Source organism: Variovorax sp., assembly GCF_965279555.1.
Lineage (GTDB): Bacteria > Pseudomonadota > Gammaproteobacteria > Burkholderiales > Burkholderiaceae_C > Variovorax.
In genome coordinates this window covers 4,843,849-4,864,273 of the sequence record NZ_OZ257247.1, presented here as the reverse complement: position 1 = coordinate 4,864,273, position 20,425 = coordinate 4,843,849, and the positions used below count along the sequence as shown (strand labels likewise).

The window sequence follows — 20,425 nt, the reverse complement described above, 5'->3', positions numbered from 1 at the left end:
AACTCGAAGGATGGCCAAGGACAAAACAACTTTCGTCTGCAGTGAATGCGGCGGCACCAGCCCCAAATGGCTCGGCAAATGCCCGAGCTGCGGCGCCTGGAACACACTCATTGAACAGGTCGCGGGCCCCGCCGGCGGCGGCACGGCCAACAATCGCTTCGGCACGCAGTTCGCGTCGCTCGCGGGGGCGTCGGAGCTCGCCACGCTGTCGGAAATCGAGGCGACCGATGTCGCGCGCACGCCCACCGGGCTCGACGAACTCGACCGCGTGCTCGGCGGCGGCATCGTCTCCGGCGGCGTCACGCTGATCGGCGGCGACCCGGGCATCGGCAAGTCGACGCTGCTGCTGCAGGCGGTCGATGCGCTGCAGCGGGCGGGGCAGAACGCGCTTTACGTGACGGGTGAAGAAAGCGGCTCGCAGGTCGCGCTGCGCTCCAAGCGGCTGGGACTCGACCACTCGCAGGTGCAGGTGCTGGCCGAGATCCAGCTCGAAAAAATCGTCGCCACGCTCGACGCCACGCGCCCGGCCATCGCGGTGATCGACTCGATCCAGACGGTGTACTCCGACCAGCTCACCTCCGCGCCCGGTTCCGTGGCGCAGGTGCGCGAATGCGCGGCCCATCTCACGCGCTTTGCCAAGACCAGCGGCACGGCAGTGGTGCTGGTGGGCCACGTCACGAAAGAAGGCGCGCTGGCCGGCCCGCGCGTGCTGGAGCACATGGTCGACACGGTGCTGTACTTCGAAGGTGACACGCATTCGAGCTTCCGCCTCGTGCGCGCCATCAAGAACCGCTTCGGCGCGGTCAACGAGATCGGCGTGTTCGCCATGACCGAACGTGGCCTCAAAGGTGTGACCAACCCCAGCGCCATCTTCCTGAGCCAGCATGCCGAGCCGGTGCCCGGCAGCGTGGTGCTGGTCACGCTCGAAGGCACGCGGCCGATGCTGGTGGAGATCCAGGCGCTGGTAGACAACGGCGGCCCGAGCCCGCGCCGCCTGTCGGTGGGCCTGGACCGCGACCGTCTGGCCATGCTGCTGGCGGTGCTGCACCGCCACGCCGGCGTGGCCTGCATGGACCAGGACGTGTTCGTCAATGCGGTGGGCGGTGTGCGCATCAGCGAACCGGCGGCCGACCTGGCCGTGATGCTGGCCATCACCTCCAGCCTGCGCGGCAAGCCGATGCCCAAGGGCTTCATCGCATTCGGAGAAGTGGGCCTGGCCGGCGAGGTGCGCCCCGCGCCGCGCGGGCAGGAGCGCCTGCGCGAGGCCGCCAAGCTGGGCTTCAGCGTGGCTGTGGTGCCCAAGGCCAATGCGCCGCGCAAGGGCACGAAAGAGATCGAAGGTTTGACGATCCACGCCGTCGAACGCATCGAAGAGGCGATGGACGTGGTCCGCCGCCTCGACTGATCCGGCGGGGCCGCCGGAAAAAAGCGCCCGGCGCGCCAGCGAGGCGCGCCGGGCCTACCCTCCCTACCCCCCGATGTGCATCGTGAACGCCGGTCCGCCGTTGAGCACGCATTGACCGCTGCCCAACGTGGCCGAGTTCATCGTGTACTGGCAACTCAGGTTGCCGCCGCGGCTGCCGGCGGCATTCGCCAGGCCTGCTCCCCGTGAGCCCGCGACCCGTGTTGCCTCTCCCTGAAACTGTTCATTGCCGATCTGCGCGCTGAAGTGGCCGCGGCCGTTCATGTCGTTGGTCACGGTGCCGGCGATGGTCCCGTAGCGCGCGGCTTCGGCATTCGACGGGTACAGCCGCGCGCTGAAGGTCTGTGCGACCGGGCCCGGCGGCACCGCGTACACCTGCGAGGGCGGCGCCACGGGTGCGGGCTGGCCGAGCGGTACCACGTAGCAGCCGCTGAGCGCGGTGCCCGCGAGCGCGGTGACGAGCGTGAGACGAACGAAAGTGACGGAGCGCGGAATGTTCATATGCTTTTCAGTGGCCCGGGCAGATGCCCGTGCGGTGAAATGTGCCGGCTCTGCCCGTCGCGGGGAGCGCTTTTCGCGGCGAGTACCGCCTTGCGCGCCTGGCGGTAGCCAGGGCGGCTACCGCATCGGCCTGTGCGGCCCCGGCCTGAGGCCTTTTGCCCGACACCCCCGGCTTGGCGGCGACAATGCGCGCCATGAATTTCAAGAAATTTCTGGTGCCCGTGGGCGCCATCGTCGTTCTCGGGCTGGCCTGGCGCAGCGGTGGCTGGGGCGGCGTCGCCCTGGCCGGCGGCGCGATCGTGATGTTCCTGCTGCTGCACTTCAACCGGGCGATGCAAGTGCTCAAGCGCGCGGCCGAGCGGCCGGTGGGTTACGTCGGCAGCGCGGTGATGCTCAATGCCAAGCTCAAGCCGAACGCGACGCTGATGCACGTCATTGCCATGACCCGCGCCCTCGGCGAACTGCGCTCGCCCAAGGACACGCAGCCCGAGGTGTACCGCTGGACCGATGGCGGCGGCTCGTACGTGGATGCGGTGTTCAACGGCGGCAAGCTGCAGAGCTGGTCCATGACGCGGCCCGAGAACCCGGTCGACGGCGAAGACGGCGCCACTCCCGCGGCCTGACCCCCTAGGCTCCCGCGCTCCCCTTGCGCTTGGGCTGCCGCCACGGCGGATTGGCCTTGGCGTGGTGGCGCGCCTCTTTCACGAACTCTGCGCACACGTGCGTCATGAGGTCTGCCGATCGGTAGACCAGGAACACGTCGAAGTCCGGCACCTCGTCGGTGATCGGCAGCTTCTCGAGCAGGCCGGGCTGCAGCCGCAGCGGCCCGGCGCCGTGGAACACGAAGTCCGACCACATGCTGATCAGGTCGGTCTGGGTGGCCAACTGCAGCCCCAGCAGGTTCGACGCGCTGTGCACCATGCGCCGGGGCATCTGCAGCCCGTGCATGTTCATCATGCTCACCAGCGGGCTGCCGGCGTCGTCGACCGGGTCCAGCACCAGCCAGTCGGCGTCCAACAGCGGCTGCAGCCGGCGCACGCGCCGCAGCGGGTGGCCGGCGCGCACCGACAGGTGCATTGCCACCGAGAACAGCGGCTCCCACTGGAAGGCGCCGGTGCCCGGCCCGTTGCAGGTGGAGATCAGCCCCAGGTCGAGCCGGCCCTCGCGCAGGCCCTCGAAGATCTGCTGCGGGCGCATCTCGAAGCCGCGCATCGTCACGTTGGGAAAGCGCTGGCGGAACGACGCCATCGCGTCGGGCAGCGGCCCGCTCGACGCTACCGCGGTGAAGCCGATGTGCAACTGTCCCTCGTCGTGCCCGCGGATCGCCTCGATGTCTTCGAGCGCGTGCCGCAGTTCCTGCTCGACCAGGCTCGCGCGCTTGACCAGCGCCACGCCGTAGGGCGTGAGGCTCACGCCGCGCGTGGAGCGCGACATCAGCGTCACGCCCAGTTCGCGCTCCAGCTCGGAGATGGTCTTCGAAAGCGCGGGCTGCGTGGTGTGCAGGCTGCGCGAGGCCTCGTGGATGCTGCCGTGCTGTGCCACCGCCAGCAGGACGCGCAACTGTTGCAGCTTCATCGTGGTGCCGGTCTCACGGAAAAGTGCGTCTTGGTGGTTGTCCCGATGGCTTCTCGTGCCTGTTTATGACGGGGATGCCATTTGGTTATCAGCATGAAAATTTGTGATTCTTTGCCAGGGCGCTTTGCCTGAATACTCCGCCGCCAAGGGGCCGGTCCGACCCCCAGCAACCTGTTCGTGGAGTGACATTAGATGAGCGAAGCCGCATTGCCCGCAAGCCCGATCCGGGCCCCTTCACCGGCCACCACCGTGCAAGGCAAGGGAAAGCAGAGCCAGTTCCGCCTGATCGCCGCCTGCTCGCTGGGCAACGCGCTGGAGATGTACGACTTCACCGTCTACAGCTTCTTCGCGCTGCTGATCGGCAAGCTGTTCTTTCCCTCCGACAGCCCCTACGGCTCGCTGTTGCTGGCGGTGGCCACCTTCGGCATCGGCTTCGTGATGCGCCCGCTGGGCGGCGTGATCATCGGCAACTACGCCGACCGCAAGGGCCGCAAGGCTGCTATGACGCTGACCATCGGCCTCATGGTGCTCGGCACGCTGTGCATCGCGCTGGCGCCCAGCTATGCCTCGGCCGGCGTGTTCGGCTCGCTGATGATCGTGGCGGGCCGGCTGCTGCAGGGCTTCTCGCTCGGCGGCGAAGTGGGCGCGGCCACCTCGATGCTGATGGAGTCCGGCGGCGTGAAGGGCCGGGGCTTCCGCGTGAGCTGGCAGCTCGCGAGCCAGGGCGTGTCGGCGCTGCTGGGCGCGCTCACCGGCGCGGCGCTGTATGCGGCGCTGCCGCAGGCTTCGCTCGAAAGCTGGGGCTGGCGCCTGCCGTTCCTGCTTGGCCTGCTGATCGCGCCGGTGGGCCTGTACATCCGCTCGCAGCTGGAGGAAACGCACGTTGCCGACAGCCACGAGTCCAGCCCCATCGGGCGGCTGATGCGCAACCACGGCGGCCTTGTGCTCAAGGGCATCCTGGCCACCACGGCGGGCACGGCGACGATGTACCTCGTGGTGTTCTTCATGCCCACCTACATGATCCGCGTGCTGCACATGCCGCCGTCGCTGTCGCTGCTGTCGGGCTGCGTCACCGGCATCACGCTGTTCGTGGTGTCGCTGGTGGCGGGCCGGCTGGCCGACCGGCTGCCGGCGCGCAAGCCGCTGGTCGTCGGCTCGCTGCTGTTCAGCGTGGTCGCGGTGTACCCCGCGTTCTGGCTGATCAGCCACTACCCGAGCGTGCCGCTGGTGCTGTGCCTGTCGGCGCTGCTCACGGCGAGCGTGAACATCGGCACCACGCCGATGTTCCTGATGCTGCTGGAGATGCTGCCGGCCGGCGTGCGCGCCAGCGGCATCTCGGTGGTCTACAGCATCGGCGTGACGGTGTTCGGCGGCTCGTCGCAGTTCATCGTGACCTGGCTGCTCGCCAGCACCGGCAACCCGATGGCGCCGGCCTTCTACATGATGGCCTGCGGGCTGCTGAGCCTCGGCGCGCTGCTGAGCCTGCGCGAGCACAAGGCCGATTGACCCTCCCCACGAAACAACGACTTCCTTCAAATGACACGCGAACTCAGCCCCCAGACCAACAGGCTGCTGTCCCGGCTGCTCCCGCAGGCCGACATCGACACGCAGGCCTTCGTCGACATCCGCCGCCGGATCCACGCCAACCCCGAGCTGGGCTTCGAGGTGAGCGCCACCAGCGAACTGGTGGCCAACCTGCTGCGCAGCTGGGGCTACGAGGTGCACACGGGCATCGGCAAGACCGGCATCGTGGCGCAGCTCAGGCTCGGCAGCGGCACGCGCCGCCTCGGCATCCGCGCCGACATGGACGCGCTGCCCATCGTCGAGGCCACGGGCCTGCCGTATGCGAGCCGCAACCCCGGCCGCATGCACGCCTGCGGGCACGACGGCCACACCGCCATCCTGCTGGCCGCGGCCAAGGCGCTGGCGGCGGCGCGCAGCTTCGACGGCACGCTGAACCTGATCTTCCAGCCCGACGAGGAAAACCTCTGCGGCGCGCGCGCGATGATCGAAGACGGCCTGTTCGAGCGCTTCCCCTGCGATGCGGTGTACGCGCTGCACAACGCGCCCGGCGTGCCGGTGGGCACGGTGCTGGCGGTGGAGGGCCCGGTCACGCTGTCGTCCGACGTGGCCGACGTCACCATCAAGGGCGTGGGCGGGCACGGCGCCATGCCGCACCGCGCGCGTGACCCGGTGGCCGCAGCCGCTGCGGTGGTGACGGCGCTGCAGACCGTGGTGGCGCGCAACGTGGCGCCCGACGACACGGCGGTGGTGTCGGTCGGCTTCATCCGCGGCGGCGCCACGCACAACGTGATTCCGCAATCGGTGACGCTGGGCCTGAACGTGCGCGCGGCGCGGCCCGAGACGCGCGCGCTGGTCGAGCAGCGCATCCGCGAGATCGTGAGCCTCACCGCGCAGGCGCACGGCGTGGAGGCCGAGATCGACTACCGCCGGCTGGTGCCGCCGGTGGTCAACACCGCGGCCGAGACGCGGCTGATGGCGCAGGTGTGCACCGAGATCGTGGGCGAGGCGAGCGTGCTCACGCAGGTGCCCCGCGGCTTCGCGGGCAGCGAGGACTTCGCGTGGATGCTCGACGCGCTGCCGGGCTGCTATCTGCTGCTCGGCAACGGGGAGGGCGAGTTCGGAGGCTGCATGGTGCACAACCCCGGCTACGACTTCAACGACCAGGTGCTGCCGCTGGGAGCCGCCTGCTGGGTGCGCCTCGCGCAGACCTACCTGGTCGCCTGAGCTTTGCGCGCCGCGTCAGAAAGGCGCGTCTTCTTCCTCGGCCGCGTCTGCTGCGTCTGCCGGTGCCGTCGTGGCGGGTGCTGCTGCAGGTGCGGTTGCAGGCTTCACCGTGTCGTCCGGCGGCGCGGCCGAGAACGCCGCCTCGCCGCCCAGCGCATCGAGCAGCGCCGGCACCAACTGGCCCAGTTCGCCCGTGGCGATGGCCACGTCGGCGTCGAAGTTGTCTTCCTTCTTGCCGCCGGCGGCGCCGTCGCCCGTGCCTTCGAGGAAGGTGATCTTGCGGATCAGCAGGCCGTGCGTGAGCTCGAAGGACACGCGGTCGTCCCAGGTCAGCGCGAGCCGCGTGGGGCGCTTGCCGTCGGTGATGTGCTGCTTGACTTCGTCGATGTCCAGCGGGTGCTTGGCGTAGCGCACCACGGCCTTGGAGTCGTCGGAGGCCTTGAGCTCGCACTCGCGGTCGATGGTGAAGCCGGCCGGCGGCTCCTGCGTCAGCAGCCAGTTGGCCATGGCCGCAGCCGGCTCGATCTGGGTGTTGATGAGGGCCACCGCGAAGCCGTCGAGCGACTTCACGAGGCTGGTGACGACCTCGTCGGCGCGCGATGCATTGCCGCTGTTGATGACCAGGCGGTTCTCCGCCTTGTCGATCCACACCGTCACGCGCGCGCTGCGGGTGAAGGCCATCGGCAGCAGCTCGAGCGTGATGTCTTCCTTGAGCTCTTTCTTTTCCTTCTTGCCGGGCTTGCGGCCGGTGGTGGCCTCGATGCTGGCGCAGCGCTCGTCGAGCTTGCGGCGCACCACGGAGCCGGGCACCTGCTTGCTCTCGATCATGTATTCGACCAGCCACTGGCCGTCGATGGATTCGACCAGCGGGCCGTTGGCCTCGCCGCGGGGCTCGACCCAGCCGGCGGACTTTTCCTGCGAGGGGCCGCAGGGCACGAAGCGCTGCTTGCCGAGCCCTTCTTCCGCCTCGGCCAGTGTTTGGGACCAGGCAGGTTCGATGCGATAGACGATGACGTTCTTGAATACGGACACGGAAACCCTTTTTCCACTGGTTTGGACAACCGGCCATTGTCGGGCACCCCGTTCCGGGGCCGGCCGTAAAATCGAAAGCTTTTGCGACTTCCCCCATCGCTCCCAAAGGAATCAGGAAATGAGCTCGATCCCCCCCTCGCTGGACGACCGTGACGGCAAGATCTGGATGGACGGCGAACTCGTGGACTGGCGCGACGCCAAGATCCACGTGCTGAGCCACACGCTGCACTACGGTTGCGGCGCCTTCGAGGGCGTACGCGCCTACAAGACGGCGGACGGCGGCACCTCGATCTTTCGCCTGGCCGAGCACACCGAGCGCCTGTTCAACAGCGCCAAGATCCTGCGCATGAAGATCCCGTTCACGCAGGAACAGCTCAACGAGGCCCAGAAACAGGTGGTTCGCGAGAACAAGCTCGAAAGCTGCTACCTGCGCCCCCTTATCTGGATCGGCTCCGAGAAGCTGGGCGTGAGCCCCAAGGGCAACAAGATCCACGCCATGGTCGCGGCCTGGTCCTGGGGCGCCTACCTGGGCGAAGAAGGCATGAAGCGCGGCATCCGCGTGAAGACCTCCAGCTACACCCGCCACCACGTCAACATCACGATGACGCAGGCCAAGACGGTGAGCAACTACACCAACTCGATCCTGGCCAACATGGAAGCCCTGGACGACGGCTACGACGAAGCGCTGCTGCTCGACGCGAGCGGCTTCGTGTCGGAAGGCGCGGGCGAGAACATCTTCGTGGTCAAGGGCGGCGTGGTGTACACGCCCGACCTGTCGGCCGGCGCGCTCAACGGCATCACGCGCAACACCATCCTGCACGTTTGCAAGGACCTGGGCCTGGAGCTGGTGCAAAAGCGCATCACGCGCGACGAGGTCTACATTGCCGACGAGGCCTTCTTCACCGGCACCGCCGCTGAAGTGACGCCCATCCGCGAACTCGACCGCGTCGAGATCGGCAACCGCGGCGACGGCGGCGCCCGTGGCCCGATCACCGAGAAAATCCAGTCTGCCTTCTTCGACATCGTGAACGGCAAGAACCCCAAATACGCCCACTGGCTCACGAAAGTCTGAAAGAACCCATGTCCACCAATGCAGTCGTCGAACTCCTGGCCAAGGAGCTCAATCATCAGGGCGGCGTGTTCTGCCCCAGCCCCAAGGCCGACATGAAGCTCTGGAACAGCCACCCGAAGGTCTACCTCGACGTGGCGCGCACCGGCGAAGCCAAGTGCCCGTACTGCGGCACGGTGTACCGCCTGAAGGCCGGCGAAACGGTGTCGTCGCGGCACTGAGCCGAGCCGACGCCACCGCCCTTCAGCCAGCCTGAGGGGCGGTTTCTTTCTCGCGGCGCCGCGGCCACAGGCCGCGCCACGGATCCGGGTCTTGTCTTTCCTGCGCCAGCCGCAGGTAGATCATCGCGATCCACAGCAGCGCCAGGCCGATCTGCGCGTCGCGCAACGCCGAGTTGACGCTCGACGCGATGAGCGCGATCAGCGTGGCGCCCAGCGCGTAGCGGCCGGCCATGTCCGGCCGTTTCCACGCCTGCCATACGGCGGCCATCATGATGACCAGCAAGCTGAGCAGCGCGGGCACGCCTCCTTGCGCGCCCACCCACAGGAAGTCGTTGTGCGGCATGTTCGAGTCGGCGAAGAGCGCGGGGCCGCGCTTGTGCCACTGCTCGGTCCAGCCGCCGATGCCCCAGCCCGCGAGCGGGCGGTCGGCGATCATGAGGCCGGTGTCGCGGTACATGTAGTAGCGGATGACCCAGCTGCCCTTGAAGACGGCGCCGGCCTGCGCCTCTTCGAGTTCCTGCACGCCGGTCTCGACCTTCTTCTGCAGCTGCGGCAGCTGGTAGAGCCCGGTGCCGAGCACCACGGTGCCGAGCACCAGCGCGCCCACCAGCATCTTCAGGTGGCTGCGCCACTGGTGGACGCACACCGCCGGAATCACCAGCAGCAGCGCGAGCACCGAGGTGCGCGAGGTCAGCGGCAAGGCCACCACCAGGCCCAGCCCGAGCACCAGCACGAAGGCGGGAATGGCGCGCAGCGGACGGTGCGCCGCGATCTGCGCGATGCCCCAGACCGCCGCCGTGGACGCCACCACGCTGAACAGCAGCGCGTTGCTGATCGACTTGTTGCCCACTTCCATGACCACCGCGCGCAGCGGTGACCAGATGTGGAAGCCGCCGACCGCGTAGAAGAAGATGACCAGCAGCAAGTTGAGCGCCGCGATCAGCAGGAAGCCGCGCAGCGCCCAGAGGGCTTCCTCGCGCGTGAGCGCCATCGCCATCAGCATCGTCAGGCCGATGCGCAGCCCGTGGAAAAGGTTGGAGGGGGTTTCGGGGTAGTGCGGCCTGATGGCCAGCACGATCAGCATCCAGGCCAGGTAGGCCACGACCGGCCACCACAGCGGATTGGCGCGAAGCCGCGTCAGGCGCTCCCGCCCTCCGCCGGCCACCAGCATCGTGGCGAGCAACAGGAGGGCCGAGAGGTAGGTGACGCCGACCGGCATGAACACCACCAGCCCCCAGAACATGGCCGCGGGCCGAACGATGTGCGATCTCTGCATAGGGGCGGGATTTTAGGTGGCCCCCGCCAGCGCGACCTGACTTTGCCCCGGCCGTGCCGGGCTCAATGGATTCAGTGCCCGCGCGCGGTGGGCAGGCGGATGACGAAGCTCGCGCCGCCGCCCGGGCGGTCTTCGCAGCGCACCGTGCCGCCGTGCCGCTCGGCGATCGACTTCACCAGCGACAGCCCCAGCCCGACGCCTCCGTTGCGCTCGCTGGCGCCGGGCAGCCGGTAGAAAGGCTCGAAGATGCGTTCGCGCAGCGCGGCCGGCACGCCCGGTCCGCGGTCGTTCACGCGCACCGTGGCAAAGCCGTTGGCGCTGCCCAGTTCCACCGCGATTTCGCCGGCGCCGTAGCGGCGGGCGTTTTCCAGCAGGTTGCGGATGGCACGGCGCAGCAGGCGCGACACGCCCGGCACCGTGAGGTTCGCGTTGTCGGTGCCTTCGGCCAGGTCGAGCTCGGCATTCACCTGCGCGCATTCCTCGGCCGCCAGGCCGGTCAGGTCGACAGGCTCGATGGTGCCCATGTCGGCCTCGCTGGCGTCGAGCCGGCTGGCCAGCAGGATTTCGTCGATGAGCTGGTCGAGCTCGCCGATGTTGCGCGAGATTTCCTCGCGCGCCGTGGCGCTCGGGCGCTCGCCCATCAGCTCCAGGCCCATGCGGATGCGGGTGAGCGGCGAACGCAGCTCGTGCGATGCGTTGGCCAGCAGTGACTTGTGCGAACGCACCAGCTGTTCGATGCGTTGCGCCGACGCGTTGAATCGTTTGGAGAGATCAGCCACTTCGTCTTGCCCTTCTTCGGTCACCCGCACCGAAAGATCGCCTTCGCCCCACCGCTGCACGCCGCGCTGCAGCGATTCCAGCCGCTGCGTGATGCGCCGCACGATCGGGTAGACGCCCAGCGCCACCGCCACCCCCACCAGCGCGATCATCCAGCCCAGGCCGAAGGGCGTGCGCCACGGCGCGAAGCCGGATGCACCCGTGGGCCGCTCGCGCGGCGCCACGCGCAGCGTGATGTCCTTGCCGTCGCTGAGCGTCACGTCGAACTCCAGCCCCTGGCCCGGCACGCGCAGCGCGGTGCCGGTGCCGATCTTCTTGTCCTGCGCGTCGAGCACGATCACCTCGCGCGGCACAGGTGCCAGCCGTTCGCGCTCGGCCTGTGCCGCTTCGCGCACGATCCAGTTGGCCATCAGCGTGAGGATGACGACGCCGCCCACCACCGCGAGCCAGATGCGCACGTAGAGGTGGCGGGAATACAGCTTCTTCAGCATGGCGCGATGCGGCCGCCGCCGGGCCGCCCCAAGGCGAGCCGCGCCTCCCCCATGGGGGGTGGCGAATTACACGGAGCGAAGCGAGTGAAAAGCCGGGGGGCAAACATTGCTTCAGTCTTGCTGCTTGGCGAAAACGTAGCCTACGCCGCGCACCGTCAGGATGCGCTTCGGGTTCTTGGCGTCCACCTCGATGGCGGCGCGGATGCGGCCCATGTGCACGTCGATCGAGCGGTCGAAGGCTTCCAGCTCGCGGCCGCGCACGGCTTCCATGATCTGGTCGCGCGTGAGCACGCGGCCCGCGCGCTCGGCCATGGCCACCAGCAGGTCGAACTGATAAGAGGTGAGGTCGGCCTGCGCGCCGGCCACCGACACGGTGCGCGCATTGCGGTCGATTTCCAGCGTGCCGAAGCGCATCACGGTGGACACCTCGGCCTCGGTGGCGTTTTCGCTGCGGCGGCGCAGCACCGCGCGGATGCGCGCCAGCAGCTCGCGCGGCTCGAAGGGCTTGGGCAGGTAGTCGTCGGCGCCGATCTCCAGGCCGATGATGCGGTCCATCGGGTCGCCCTTGGCCGTCAGCATCAGCACCGACACCTTGGAAATCTGGCCTGGCAGCGCGCGGATGCGGCGGCATACCTCCAGGCCGTCGGTGTCGGGCAGCATCAGGTCGAGGATCACGAGGTCGGGCGCGTGCTGCTGCAGCTGCTCGAGGCCGGCGGCGCCGTCACCGGCGTGGCTGAAGCCGAAACCGGACTGCGTCAGGTATTCGCCCACCATGTGTGCCAGGCGGGTGTCGTCTTCGATCATCAGGAGTTGGGGGGTGCTCATGCGCTTCATGGTCGTCCACAGGGAGCAAGCGGGCTTGAACGCTCCGTAAAGTTGGGTAAACCTCGCGCCGGCCTGTCAACCTTGCGCGCTGCGAAAACCATGGCGCCCCGCCCGCTGTTCATGGGCGCCATGGATTCGTTTCGTCGCCCGCCCGCCTGCACGGGCGCGCCGTCATGCCGCAGGGCTCAGCCGCAGCCGCAGGGCCAGCGCGCTCGACAGCGGCAGGTCGATCGGCACGCCGGCGCTGCCTTCGGCCTGCGCCAGCGCCTCGAACAGGCTCAGGGCGTCTGCCATCGGATTGATGCCCACCAGCGTGCGCGCGGCGGCGGAGCGCGGCGCGGTCGGCTTCGGGGCCGCATCGACTTCCAGCGACCATTCGAACGATGCCACCGTGCGCTCGGTGCGCTCGGGCGCCACCACCAGCGCCACGGCCAGCAGGCCGCGGCTGTCGGTCACGGAAACCAGCGGGCCCAGCGTGGGCGTGTCGTAGCCCACCAGCAGCACCGGGTCGTGGTCGGCGGCGCATTGCACCGCCGCCTCGAACAAGCCGGCGGCAAAGCTGTGCTCGAAGGCCGAGACGGCGTTGCTGGCGGCCATGCAGCCCGTGCCGATGGTCCAGTAGCCGACGGCGGCGTTGTGCACCGAGTTGTGGAACTTGGTGGGCGACAGCATCTTTGGCTCGGTCGCGAGGGTGCTGCACATGTAGTCGTTGATCGACAGGTCGCCGTGCGCCGAGGTGAAGAGGCAGGGCACGTCGGCGGCATTGCGGCCGGAGGCGGCCATGGCCGCGGCCGCCACTTCGAGCGCCAGCGCCACGGTGTCGGGCGCGCGGCGGCGCTCGGCCGGGGCAAGCACCTGCGGCGACGGGCGCTTGGCCGGCGGATCGGTCAGCGTGCCTTCTCCGCGGAAAGCGGCGCGCGCGGCTTCCCAGCCCGGCAGCGTCGGCGTCCAGAAGGCCGGGCCTTCGATGTACAGGGTGGGGGGCGTGGGGGCTCGGTTCATTTCGCTCATGCCGCTTTTCCGAATACGAGCGAGCAGTTGTTGCCGCCGAAACCGAAGGAGTTGCTCAGGGCATAGCGCACTTCGCCGCGCACGGGCTCCAGCCTGATCTGCGGGCCGAAGCCTTCGTCCAGCGTGTGGGTGTTGACGGTGCCAGGCATCAGGCCGCGCTCGATGGCCAGCAGGCTGATGACGGCCTCGACGATGCCCGCCGCGCCCAGCGTGTGGCCCATGAAGCCCTTGGTCGAGCTGGCATGGGTGCGCGCCGGGAAGCGGCGCGCCACCAGCGCGCCTTCGACTTCGTCGTTCTTCTGGCTCGCGGTGCCGTGCATGTTGATGTAGTCGATGGCGTCGGGTGCGAGGCCGGCGCGCGCCAGCGCCTCGTCGAGCGCGCGTTCGGCGCCCAGGCCTCCGGGGTGCGGCGTCGACATGTGGTGCGCGTCGCTCGCCTCGCCGTAGCCCAGCAGGTGCAGCGGGGACGCATCGGTGCCGGTCTGCACGCGTTCCACCAGCGCGAAGCCCGCGGCCTCGCCCAGGCTGATGCCCTTGCGGCCTGCGTCGAAGGGCCGGCACGGTTCGCTCGACACCAGTTCGAGCGAGTTGAAGCCGAACAGCACGCTGCCGCACAGCGTGTCCGCGCCGCCGACCACGGCCGCGTCGGCCAGGCCCAGGCGGATCATCCGCTCGGCCGAGGCGAACACCTTGGCGCTCGAGGAACAGGCCGTGGAAATGGTCTCGCTCGGGCCGCTGATGCCCAGCACCTGCTGCGTGAACATGGCCAGCGAATGCGGCGTGTGCACGTTGCCGCGGCGCTGGTCGAGCGGGAACATGCCGTCGGCGTCGAGCCGGGTGTAAGCCAGCTCGGTCTCGCCGATGCTCGCGGTCGAGGTGCCCAGGATCAGCGCGATGCGCGATGCACCGTACTTCTCGCGCGCAGCCGCCACCGCCTCGATGAAGCCGTCGGCATGCAGCCCCAGCCAAGCGAGCCGGTTGTTGCGGCAGTCCCATTGGGCGAGCGATTCGGGCAGGCGGATTTCTTCCACGCCGTCGACACGGCCGATCCACGTGGGCAGCGGGTCGTCGCCGAAGTCGTTGGCGCGCAGGCCGCTGCGCGACTGCGCCAGCGCGTCAGCGAGCGCTTCCTTGCCGACGCCGACGGCCGAGGTCGCCGTGAAGGCGCTGATTTGTAGAGGGGGGATTCGGGACGGCACGATCTTTTGCGGGCTCGCTGACAACTGGAAACAATTATGGAAGAGCGAATGTAAACGTGGAACAGCCTAACAGTTGCCTGCGCCGCGCCGCGTCGGCGGATTCCTATAAGGCCCGTGCCCTATTGACGCTCCGCCGGGCTTGTGATGATCGTGAGCCGCGAGGCCAGCGCCACCAGCACCAGCACCGGCACGCCCAGCAGCGCGGTGGCGACGAAGAAGTTGCTGTAGCCGTAGGCGTCGACGAAGACGCCCGAATAGCCGGCGATGAACTTCGGCAGCAGCAGCATCAGCGAGCTGAACAGCGCGTACTGCGTGGCCGAGTAGCTGATGTTGGTGAGGCTCGAAAGGTAGGCGATGAAGGCCGCCGAGGCGATGCCGCCGGCCAGGTTGTCGGCCGAGACCACCGCGATCAGCGCCGTGGTGTCGTGCCCGCGCGTCGCCAGCCAGGCATAGAGCAGGTTGCTCGCCGCGCTGAGCACCGCGCCCATCATCAGCACCCGCATCACGCCCAGGCGCATCGACAGCACGCCGCCCACGAAGGCGCCCACCAGCGTCATGATCACGCCGTAGATCTTGCTGACCGTGGCCACTTCGTCCTTGGTGAAGCCCATGTCCACGTAGAAAGGGTTGGCCATGATGCCCATCACCACGTCGCTGATGCGGTAGACGGCGATCAGCGAGAGGATCAGCACCGCGTGCCATTTGTAGCGGCCGATGAAGTCGGCAAAGGGCTCGATCAGCGCGCTGCGCAGCCACTCGGCCGCGTTGCGGGCCTTGGGCAGCAGGCGCGGCACCGGCTCGGGGGACAGCAGCACCGTGAACACGCCCACCGCCATCGAAGCCGCCATCACCAGGTAAGCGGTCTTCCAGGCGCCGTCCTGGTAGGCGGCTGCGCCGGTGGCCGCCACGGCGGGCGCCACCTCGGCCCAGGCCGCGACCCACAGCACGCCGGCGCCGGCCCAGATCATCGCGAGGCGGTAGCCCGTCTGGTAGGCGGCCGCCATTGCGGCCTGCTTGCGCGGCTCGGCCGATTCGATGCGGAAGGCGTCGAGTGCGATGTCCTGCGTGGCCGAGCCGAAGGCCACCAGCAGCGCGCACCAGATCAGCGGCGTGAGCCCCAGGCGCGGGTCGTTCATCGCCATTCCGACCAGCCCCGTGATCACCAGCCCCTGCGCCAGCAGCAGCCAGCCGCGCCGGCGCCCCAGCAGCGTGGTCAGCGGCGGCAGCGGCAGTCGGTCGACCAGCGGCGCCCAGACCCACTTGAAGCCGTAGGCCAGCCCGACCCAGCTCAGGTAGCCGATGGTGGTGCGGTCGATGCCGGCCTCGCGCAGGCGAAAGCTCAGCGTGCCCAGCACCAGCAGCAGCGGCAACCCGGCCGAGAAGCCCAGCGCCAGCATGCGCAGCGTGGCGGGCTCCAGGTAGACCTTGAGGGCGTCGCGCCAGGGCGGGGAGGGGGTGGTGGGTGTTTCGACGGGCGAGGCGGACATGTGCCCGGATTGTCCATGAGCGGCGCAGGCCCTCGGGCGGCCCCTTTGTCTTCATTTGTTCCTATGATCCGGCCCCTATGTGCATACGATGCGAGCGCTCTTCCTCCGGCACCGCCGCCGGCTCCGTCCTTCCTTCCGCGGCATCGCCCTGGAATCCCCGGCGCGCCTTCCTGCTGGCCGCGGCCGGCGCGGCATTGGGCGGCCCGGCGCTGGCGCAGGTCGACGTGGGCAATGCATCGGTGGCGCGCAACCTCGTGCCCGCCGACAAGATCGAGGCGGCCGGCGTTCAGCAATACGGCCAGCTGCTCGAGCAGGCCCGCGCCAAGGGCGCGCTCGCCGGCGACAACAACCCGCAGTTGCAGCGCCTGCGCGCCACCGCGAACCGCCTCATTCCGTTTGCCACGCCGTGGAATTCACGCGCCCGCAGCTGGAAGTGGGAGGTCAACCTGATCGGCAGCAAGCAGATCAACGCCTTCTGCATGCCCGGCGGCAAGATCGCCTTCTTCACCGGCATCCTCGACCAGCTCAAGCTCACCGACGACGAGGTCGCGATGGTCATGGGCCACGAAATGGCCCACGCGCTGCGCGAACACGCGCGCGCCCGCATGGCCAAGAGCGCGGGCACCGGCGCGGTGCTTTCCCTCGGTGCGCAGATGCTCGGCTGGGGCCAGGTGGGCGACCTGGCGGCGCGCGCGGGCACGCAGCTCATCACCCTCAAGTTCAGCCGCAGCGACGAGACCGAGGCCGACCTCGTGGGGCTGGAACTCGCGGCGCGCGCAGGCTATGACCCGAAGGCGTCGGTGTCGCTGTGGCAGAAGATGGCCGCGGCGTCCAAGAACCAGGGCAGCCTGAGCTTCCTTTCGACGCACCCGAGCGGGCCGGATCGCATCACGAAGCTCGAGGCGAACCTGCCGAAGGTCGAGAAGCTCTACCGCGACGCAAGAAAATAGCTCACCCCCAGGCTTCGCGCACTTCGTGTCGCTGCGCCAACCCCCTTGCAGGGGGCAACACCTGCGGCCCGGCAAAGCCGGTTCCGCGGTGTTTCACGACATGACACCCAACGGCTGATACCTATCGAGCGGGCTGCGCGACGTCGGCAGCCGCTGGCACGCCGTTTGCATCTCAACTTGTACACATGTTTGGATGCCTAATGATGGTGCATGAAGAAAACGGAAAAAGCGGATCGCCCGCTGCCGCCTGGATCGCGAAATTCGCGGCTCCCGTGGCGGACGCCGCGGCTGGCAAGGCCCTGGGCTTTGCCCTGCCGCTCGCCGGACTGAGCTTTGCGGTCAAGGACAACATCGACGTGGCTGGCGTGCCCACCACGGCCGCCTGCCCGGCGTTCGACCGCCTGCCCCAGGCCCACGCGGCCGTGGTGCAGCGCCTGCTCGAAGCCGGTGCATCGCTGGCCGGCAAGACCAATCTCGACCAGTTCGCCTGCGGCCTGAACGGCACGCGCTCGCCCTACGGCGAGGTGCCGAACGCCTTCGACGCGCGATACGTTTCGGGCGGCTCCAGCTCGGGCTCGGCCTATGTGGTGGCAACCGGCGAGGTCGATTTCGCGCTGGGCACCGACACCGCAGGCTCGGGCCGCGTGCCGGCCGGGCTCAACAACATCGTCGGCCTCAAGCCGTCGCGTGGCCTGCTGAGCACCTTCGGCGTGGTGCCCGCTGCGCAGAGCGCCGACTGCGTCTCGATCTTCGCGCGCACCGTCGCTACCGCGGTCGACGTGCTTCTCGCCGCTGTCGGCCACGACGCGCGCGATCCGTACTCCCGCGACATCCCCCTGAGCCGCAATCCGCTGCCCGCGCACTTCCGTTTCGGCGTGCCCGACAGGCTGAGCTTCTTCGGCGACACCGCCGCCGAACGGGCGTTCAACGACGCGACCGCGCGCCTGCTGGCCATGGGCGGCTCGCCCGTCACCATCGCCTATGCCCCGCTCGCCGAGGCCGCCGCGCTGCTTTATGAAAGCGCGCTGGTCGCCGAACGCTACGCCGCGGTGCGCGAGTTCTTCGATGCGCACGGCGACGAGGTGATCGAGCCCGTGCGCGGCATCCTCGCGAGCGGGCGCAACTACACCGCCGCCGACGTGTTCGAAGCCCAGACGCGGCTGCGCGCCATCGCGCAGCAGGTCGAGCCGATGTGGCGCGACATCGACGTGCTGCTCGTGCCCACCACGCCCACGCACTACACCCGCGAGCAGATGCGCGCCGACCCGGTGGCGCTCAACCGCAACCTCGGCGCGTACACCAATTTCGTCAACCTGCTCGACTACGCCGCGCTCTCCGTGCCCAGCAGCCTGCGCGCGGATGGCCTGCCCTTCGGCATCACGCTGATCGGTCCGTGCGGCAGCGACCTCGCGCTGGCCGACCTGGGCCAGCGCTACCACCACGCCACCGGGCTTGCGCTTGGCGCGACCGACGAGCCGCTGCCCGCGCCGCGCGCCATTCCGGGTCTCGCTGCGCCAGAAGCGGGCACCCTGCCCATCGCCGTGGTCGGTGCGCATCTCTCGGGCATGCCGCTCAACAGCCAGCTCACTGAACGCGGGGCGACGCTGCTGCGTGCCACGACGACCTCGCCCTCCTACCGCCTTTACGCACTGCCCGGCACCGTGCCGCCCAAGCCCGGCCTGCAGCGCGTGGTCGAAGGCGATGAAGGCGCCGCCATCGCGCTCGAAGTCTGGGCCGTGCCCCTGGCGCAGGTCGGCAGCTTTCTCGCTCTCATTCCACCGCCCCTGGGCCTGGGCAGCGTCGAGCTGGCCGACGGCAGCTGGGTGAAAGGCTTCATCTGCGAGGGCCACGCCCTGGCCGGCGCGCAGGACGTGACCCTCCATGGCGGCTGGCGCGCATACGTCGCGAGCCGCGCCACACCGAGTTCCAACTGATCAGGAGTTCCGATGAGCAACCAAGAAAAACCTCCCGCGTCGAGCAGCACCAGCAGCCGCCGCCAGCTGCTGCAGGCCGGCGCCGCCGGACTGGCCGTGCTGGCCGCGCCCGCCATCGTGCGTGCGCAGGGCGCGGCAAAGCTGCGCATCGGCTTCTGGCCCGTGGCCGCCGGCCTGCCGTTCTTCGCGGCGGTCGACAAGGGCTACTTCAAGGAAGCCGGCCTCGAGGTCGAGCCGCTCAAGTTCGCCGGCGCGCAGCAGGTGATGGAAGGCATGCTCGCCGGCCGCTGCGACGGCAGCGCCAACGGCACCGGCTCGGCCAACCTCGCCATCGGCGAGATCGCGCAGCCCGGCCTCTTCAAGATCTTCTGCACCAACCCGAGCAACGCGAAATACGTGCTCGACGAATTCATCGTCGCCAAGGACAGCCCCATCAAGACCATGGCCGAGCTGGCCGGCAAGAAGGTCGCCTCGGGCCCCGGCATACAGAACGTCACGCTGTGCAAGACCATGCTGGAGCGCGCGGGCGCCAAGGGCGCGGCCGTGAGCGAACTGCCCATCGGCCAGCACGTGGCCGCACTGGTCGCGGGGCAGGTCGACGCCTGCTACACGCTGGAGCCCACCGGCACCGTGGGCCGCATGAACGGCACCACGCGCGTCATCGAGGCCGGCGTGGTCGCGAAGTACATCCTCGGCGACCCGATGGCGCCGTGGCACGGCGGGGCAGCCAGCCTCACCACCGAGTTCATCAAGAAGAACCCCGAGATCGCGAAGAAATACATCGCCGCCTATGCGCGCGGCGTGGAGCTGGTGCGAACCAAGCCCGACGAGGCACGCCAGTTCATGAAGGGCTACACCGCCATCGAAGGCAAGCTCACGGCCGAAGTGCCGCTCGCGTCGTACATGCTCTACAACGAGTTCAAGCCCAGCGACGTCGCGTACTTCCAGAAGTTCTACGACCTGTTCACCGAGAAAGGCATCTTCGAGAAGAAGGTGCCGGTGGACGGCCTGCTCTACAAGGCTTGAAGACCATGGCCGAAGCAAGCACGACCACGGCCGCGCCGTGGACCCCGCCGGCCAGTGCCGCTACTGCCGCGCCCAGGCCGCCGCTGCGCGACCGCATGTTGCCCTTCATAGGCCCGGTGGTGCTGTTCATCGTGTGGGACCTGGTGGTGCGGCTCGGCTTCATCAAGCCGATATTGCTGCCCACGCCCGCCGACACCATCGCCGCGCTCATCACCGGCCTGGCCGGCGGTCCGCTGCTCACCGACTTCGCCATGACCGTGTGGCGCACCGTGCAGGCCTTCGTCATCGCGGCGGCCGTCGGCGTGCCGCTGGGCGTGCTGCTCGGCAGCAACGAGAAGGCGTACCGCAGCGTGGAGTTCCTGATCGACTTCTTCCGCTCCACGCCGTCGTCAGCGCTCATCCCGCTGTTCCTGCTGATCTTCGGTGTGAGCGACGTCAACAAGGTGGCCATCGCGGCCTTCGGCGCGCTGCTCATCGTGGTGTTCAACAGCGCCTACGGCGTCATCAACGCACGCAAGCAGCGCGTGATGGCCGCGCGCGTCATGGGCGCCTCGCGCTGGCAGATCTTCAAGGACGTGCTGGTGTGGGAAAGCCTGCAGCCCAGCTTCGTCGGCCTGCGCTCAGCGGTGTCGATGGCACTGGTGATCGTCATCGTGGCCGAGATGTTCATCGGCTCCGACACGGGGCTCGGCCACCGCATCATCGACGCGCAGCAGGTGCTCAACGTGAAGAGCATGTACGCGGCCATTCTTGCGGCCGGTGCGCTGGGCTATGCGCTCAACATCCTCTTTCTCATTGCCGAACGCCGCATCGTGCACTGGAGCGGAAGGTGATGGACCACCCCCAGGCTTGCTCGCTGCGCGTAGCCGCCAACCCCCTG

The 20,425-nt window shown here is 68.8% G+C and carries 19 protein-coding genes; 10 read left to right on the top strand and 9 right to left on the bottom strand.

Going from position 1 to position 20,425, the window contains the following annotated elements; genetic code table 11:
• Nucleotides 1–10 precede the first annotated feature (10 nt).
• Entirely contained in the window at nt 11–1,405 is a 1,395-nt protein-coding gene (radA, locus tag ACQY8B_RS22750; protein WP_422088782.1) for a DNA repair protein RadA, read from the top strand.
• Between the two features lie 63 nt (nt 1,406–1,468).
• Here the strand turns inward: radA and ACQY8B_RS22745 are convergent, their stop codons facing one another.
• Entirely contained in the window at nt 1,469–1,924 is a 456-nt protein-coding gene (locus ACQY8B_RS22745) for a hypothetical protein (RefSeq protein WP_422088781.1), read from the bottom strand.
• A gap of 185 nt (nt 1,925–2,109) precedes the next feature.
• On the opposite strand from ACQY8B_RS22745, the gene ACQY8B_RS22740 reads away from it, so the two are divergent.
• A complete protein-coding gene (locus ACQY8B_RS22740) occupies nt 2,110–2,547 on the top strand; it encodes a glycerate kinase (protein ID WP_422088780.1) in 438 nt (145 codons plus the stop codon).
• Between the two features lie 4 nt (nt 2,548–2,551).
• Here ACQY8B_RS22740 and ACQY8B_RS22735 read toward each other — a convergent pair whose 3' ends face one another.
• Nucleotides 2,552–3,499: a LysR family transcriptional regulator gene (locus tag ACQY8B_RS22735; protein WP_422088779.1), complete on the bottom strand. Its 948-nt coding sequence runs from the start codon at nt 3,497–3,499 to the stop codon at nt 2,552–2,554.
• Between the two features lie 192 nt (nt 3,500–3,691).
• Here ACQY8B_RS22735 and ACQY8B_RS22730 point away from each other — a divergent pair, with 192 nt between their 5' ends.
• Together ACQY8B_RS22730 and ACQY8B_RS22725 are read left to right on the top strand one after the other, a co-directional pair.
• Complete coding sequence (locus tag ACQY8B_RS22730) at nt 3,692–5,005, top strand: MFS transporter (RefSeq protein ID WP_422088778.1); 1,314 nt, start codon at nt 3,692–3,694, stop codon at nt 5,003–5,005.
• 30 nt (nt 5,006–5,035) lie between these two features.
• Nucleotides 5,036–6,247, top strand: a complete 1,212-nt coding sequence (locus tag ACQY8B_RS22725) for a M20 aminoacylase family protein (protein WP_422088777.1) — start codon at nt 5,036–5,038, stop codon at nt 6,245–6,247.
• 15 nt (nt 6,248–6,262) lie between these two features.
• On the opposite strand, the gene ACQY8B_RS22720 is transcribed toward ACQY8B_RS22725, so the two are convergent.
• Nucleotides 6,263–7,279 carry a recombination-associated protein RdgC gene (locus ACQY8B_RS22720; RefSeq protein ID WP_422088776.1) on the bottom strand — a complete coding sequence of 339 codons (1,017 nt, stop codon included), beginning with the start codon at nt 7,277–7,279 and terminating at the stop codon, nt 6,263–6,265.
• Nucleotides 7,280–7,397: 118 nt separating this feature from the next.
• Between ACQY8B_RS22720 and ACQY8B_RS22715 the strand changes: the two genes are divergently transcribed.
• Both ACQY8B_RS22715 and ACQY8B_RS22710 read left to right on the top strand, forming a co-directional pair.
• On the top strand, nt 7,398–8,351 hold the full coding sequence (locus tag ACQY8B_RS22715) for a branched-chain amino acid transaminase (protein ID WP_422088775.1): 954 nt from the start codon (nt 7,398–7,400) through the stop codon (nt 8,349–8,351).
• A gap of 8 nt (nt 8,352–8,359) precedes the next feature.
• Nucleotides 8,360–8,569 carry a zinc-finger domain-containing protein gene (locus ACQY8B_RS22710; protein ID WP_007836801.1) on the top strand — a complete coding sequence of 70 codons (210 nt, stop codon included), beginning with the start codon at nt 8,360–8,362 and terminating at the stop codon, nt 8,567–8,569.
• 22 nt (nt 8,570–8,591) lie between these two features.
• Here ACQY8B_RS22710 and ACQY8B_RS22705 read toward each other — a convergent pair whose 3' ends face one another.
• The 6 genes from ACQY8B_RS22705 to ACQY8B_RS22680 all read right to left on the bottom strand — a co-directional run bounded on the left by ACQY8B_RS22705 (nt 8,592) and on the right by ACQY8B_RS22680 (nt 15,635).
• Nucleotides 8,592–9,845, bottom strand: coding sequence for an O-antigen ligase family protein (locus ACQY8B_RS22705; RefSeq protein ID WP_422088774.1), 1,254 nt, complete (start codon nt 9,843–9,845; stop codon nt 8,592–8,594).
• A gap of 71 nt (nt 9,846–9,916) precedes the next feature.
• Nucleotides 9,917–11,113 (bottom strand): ATP-binding protein, encoded by a 1,197-nt coding sequence (locus ACQY8B_RS22700; RefSeq protein WP_422088773.1) that lies wholly within the window; start codon nt 11,111–11,113, stop codon nt 9,917–9,919.
• 111 nt (nt 11,114–11,224) lie between these two features.
• Nucleotides 11,225–11,947: a response regulator gene (locus ACQY8B_RS22695; protein ID WP_422088772.1), complete on the bottom strand. Its 723-nt coding sequence runs from the start codon at nt 11,945–11,947 to the stop codon at nt 11,225–11,227.
• Nucleotides 11,948–12,109: 162 nt separating this feature from the next.
• Complete coding sequence (locus ACQY8B_RS22690; RefSeq protein ID WP_422088771.1) at nt 12,110–12,949, bottom strand: beta-ketoacyl synthase chain length factor; 840 nt, start codon at nt 12,947–12,949, stop codon at nt 12,110–12,112.
• On the bottom strand, nt 12,946–14,148 hold the full coding sequence (locus ACQY8B_RS22685) for a beta-ketoacyl-[acyl-carrier-protein] synthase family protein (RefSeq protein WP_422088770.1): 1,203 nt from the start codon (nt 14,146–14,148) through the stop codon (nt 12,946–12,948). The genes ACQY8B_RS22690 and ACQY8B_RS22685 overlap by 4 nt, the downstream gene beginning before the upstream one ends.
• Before the next feature lie 119 nt (nt 14,149–14,267).
• On the bottom strand, nt 14,268–15,635 hold the full coding sequence (locus tag ACQY8B_RS22680) for an AmpG family muropeptide MFS transporter (RefSeq protein WP_422088769.1): 1,368 nt from the start codon (nt 15,633–15,635) through the stop codon (nt 14,268–14,270).
• Nucleotides 15,636–15,712: 77 nt separating this feature from the next.
• Between ACQY8B_RS22680 and ACQY8B_RS22675 the strand changes: the two genes are divergently transcribed.
• From ACQY8B_RS22675 to ACQY8B_RS22660, 4 genes are all read left to right on the top strand, one after another.
• On the top strand, nt 15,713–16,585 hold the full coding sequence (locus ACQY8B_RS22675) for a M48 family metallopeptidase (protein WP_422088768.1): 873 nt from the start codon (nt 15,713–15,715) through the stop codon (nt 16,583–16,585).
• A gap of 200 nt (nt 16,586–16,785) precedes the next feature.
• On the top strand, nt 16,786–18,519 hold the full coding sequence (gene atzF, locus ACQY8B_RS22670) for an allophanate hydrolase (RefSeq protein ID WP_422089095.1): 1,734 nt from the start codon (nt 16,786–16,788) through the stop codon (nt 18,517–18,519).
• A 12-nt stretch (nt 18,520–18,531) separates the two neighbouring features.
• Nucleotides 18,532–19,545 carry an ABC transporter substrate-binding protein gene (locus tag ACQY8B_RS22665; RefSeq protein ID WP_422088767.1) on the top strand — a complete coding sequence of 338 codons (1,014 nt, stop codon included), beginning with the start codon at nt 18,532–18,534 and terminating at the stop codon, nt 19,543–19,545.
• A 5-nt stretch (nt 19,546–19,550) separates the two neighbouring features.
• A complete protein-coding gene (locus ACQY8B_RS22660; RefSeq protein WP_422088766.1) occupies nt 19,551–20,378 on the top strand; it encodes an ABC transporter permease in 828 nt (275 codons plus the stop codon).
• The last annotated feature ends 47 nt before the right edge of the window (nt 20,379–20,425 follow it).

Excerpts from the sequence above, each read along its gene's own strand:
- radA (WP_422088782.1), top strand. The coding sequence starts at position 11 with ATGGCCAAGGACAAAACAACTTTCGTCTGCAGTGAATGCGGCGGCACC.
- ACQY8B_RS22745 (WP_422088781.1), bottom strand. The coding sequence starts at position 1,924 with ATGAACATTCCGCGCTCCGTCACTTTCGTTCGTCTCACGCTCGTCACC.
- ACQY8B_RS22740 (WP_422088780.1), top strand. The coding sequence starts at position 2,110 with ATGCGCGCCATGAATTTCAAGAAATTTCTGGTGCCCGTGGGCGCCATC.
- ACQY8B_RS22735 (WP_422088779.1), bottom strand. The coding sequence starts at position 3,499 with ATGAAGCTGCAACAGTTGCGCGTCCTGCTGGCGGTGGCACAGCACGGC.
- ACQY8B_RS22730 (WP_422088778.1), top strand. The coding sequence starts at position 3,692 with ATGAGCGAAGCCGCATTGCCCGCAAGCCCGATCCGGGCCCCTTCACCG.
- ACQY8B_RS22725 (WP_422088777.1), top strand. The coding sequence starts at position 5,036 with ATGACACGCGAACTCAGCCCCCAGACCAACAGGCTGCTGTCCCGGCTG.
- ACQY8B_RS22715 (WP_422088775.1), top strand. The coding sequence starts at position 7,398 with ATGAGCTCGATCCCCCCCTCGCTGGACGACCGTGACGGCAAGATCTGG.
- ACQY8B_RS22710 (WP_007836801.1), top strand. The coding sequence starts at position 8,360 with ATGTCCACCAATGCAGTCGTCGAACTCCTGGCCAAGGAGCTCAATCAT.
- ACQY8B_RS22705 (WP_422088774.1), bottom strand. The coding sequence starts at position 9,845 with ATGCAGAGATCGCACATCGTTCGGCCCGCGGCCATGTTCTGGGGGCTG.
- ACQY8B_RS22700 (WP_422088773.1), bottom strand. The coding sequence starts at position 11,113 with ATGCTGAAGAAGCTGTATTCCCGCCACCTCTACGTGCGCATCTGGCTC.
- ACQY8B_RS22695 (WP_422088772.1), bottom strand. The coding sequence starts at position 11,947 with ATGAAGCGCATGAGCACCCCCCAACTCCTGATGATCGAAGACGACACC.
- ACQY8B_RS22690 (WP_422088771.1), bottom strand. The coding sequence starts at position 12,949 with ATGAGCGAAATGAACCGAGCCCCCACGCCCCCCACCCTGTACATCGAA.
- ACQY8B_RS22680 (WP_422088769.1), bottom strand. The coding sequence starts at position 15,635 with ATGTCCGCCTCGCCCGTCGAAACACCCACCACCCCCTCCCCGCCCTGG.
- ACQY8B_RS22675 (WP_422088768.1), top strand. The coding sequence starts at position 15,713 with ATGTGCATACGATGCGAGCGCTCTTCCTCCGGCACCGCCGCCGGCTCC.
- atzF (WP_422089095.1), top strand. The coding sequence starts at position 16,786 with ATGATGGTGCATGAAGAAAACGGAAAAAGCGGATCGCCCGCTGCCGCC.
- ACQY8B_RS22665 (WP_422088767.1), top strand. The coding sequence starts at position 18,532 with ATGAGCAACCAAGAAAAACCTCCCGCGTCGAGCAGCACCAGCAGCCGC.
- ACQY8B_RS22660 (WP_422088766.1), top strand. The coding sequence starts at position 19,551 with ATGGCCGAAGCAAGCACGACCACGGCCGCGCCGTGGACCCCGCCGGCC.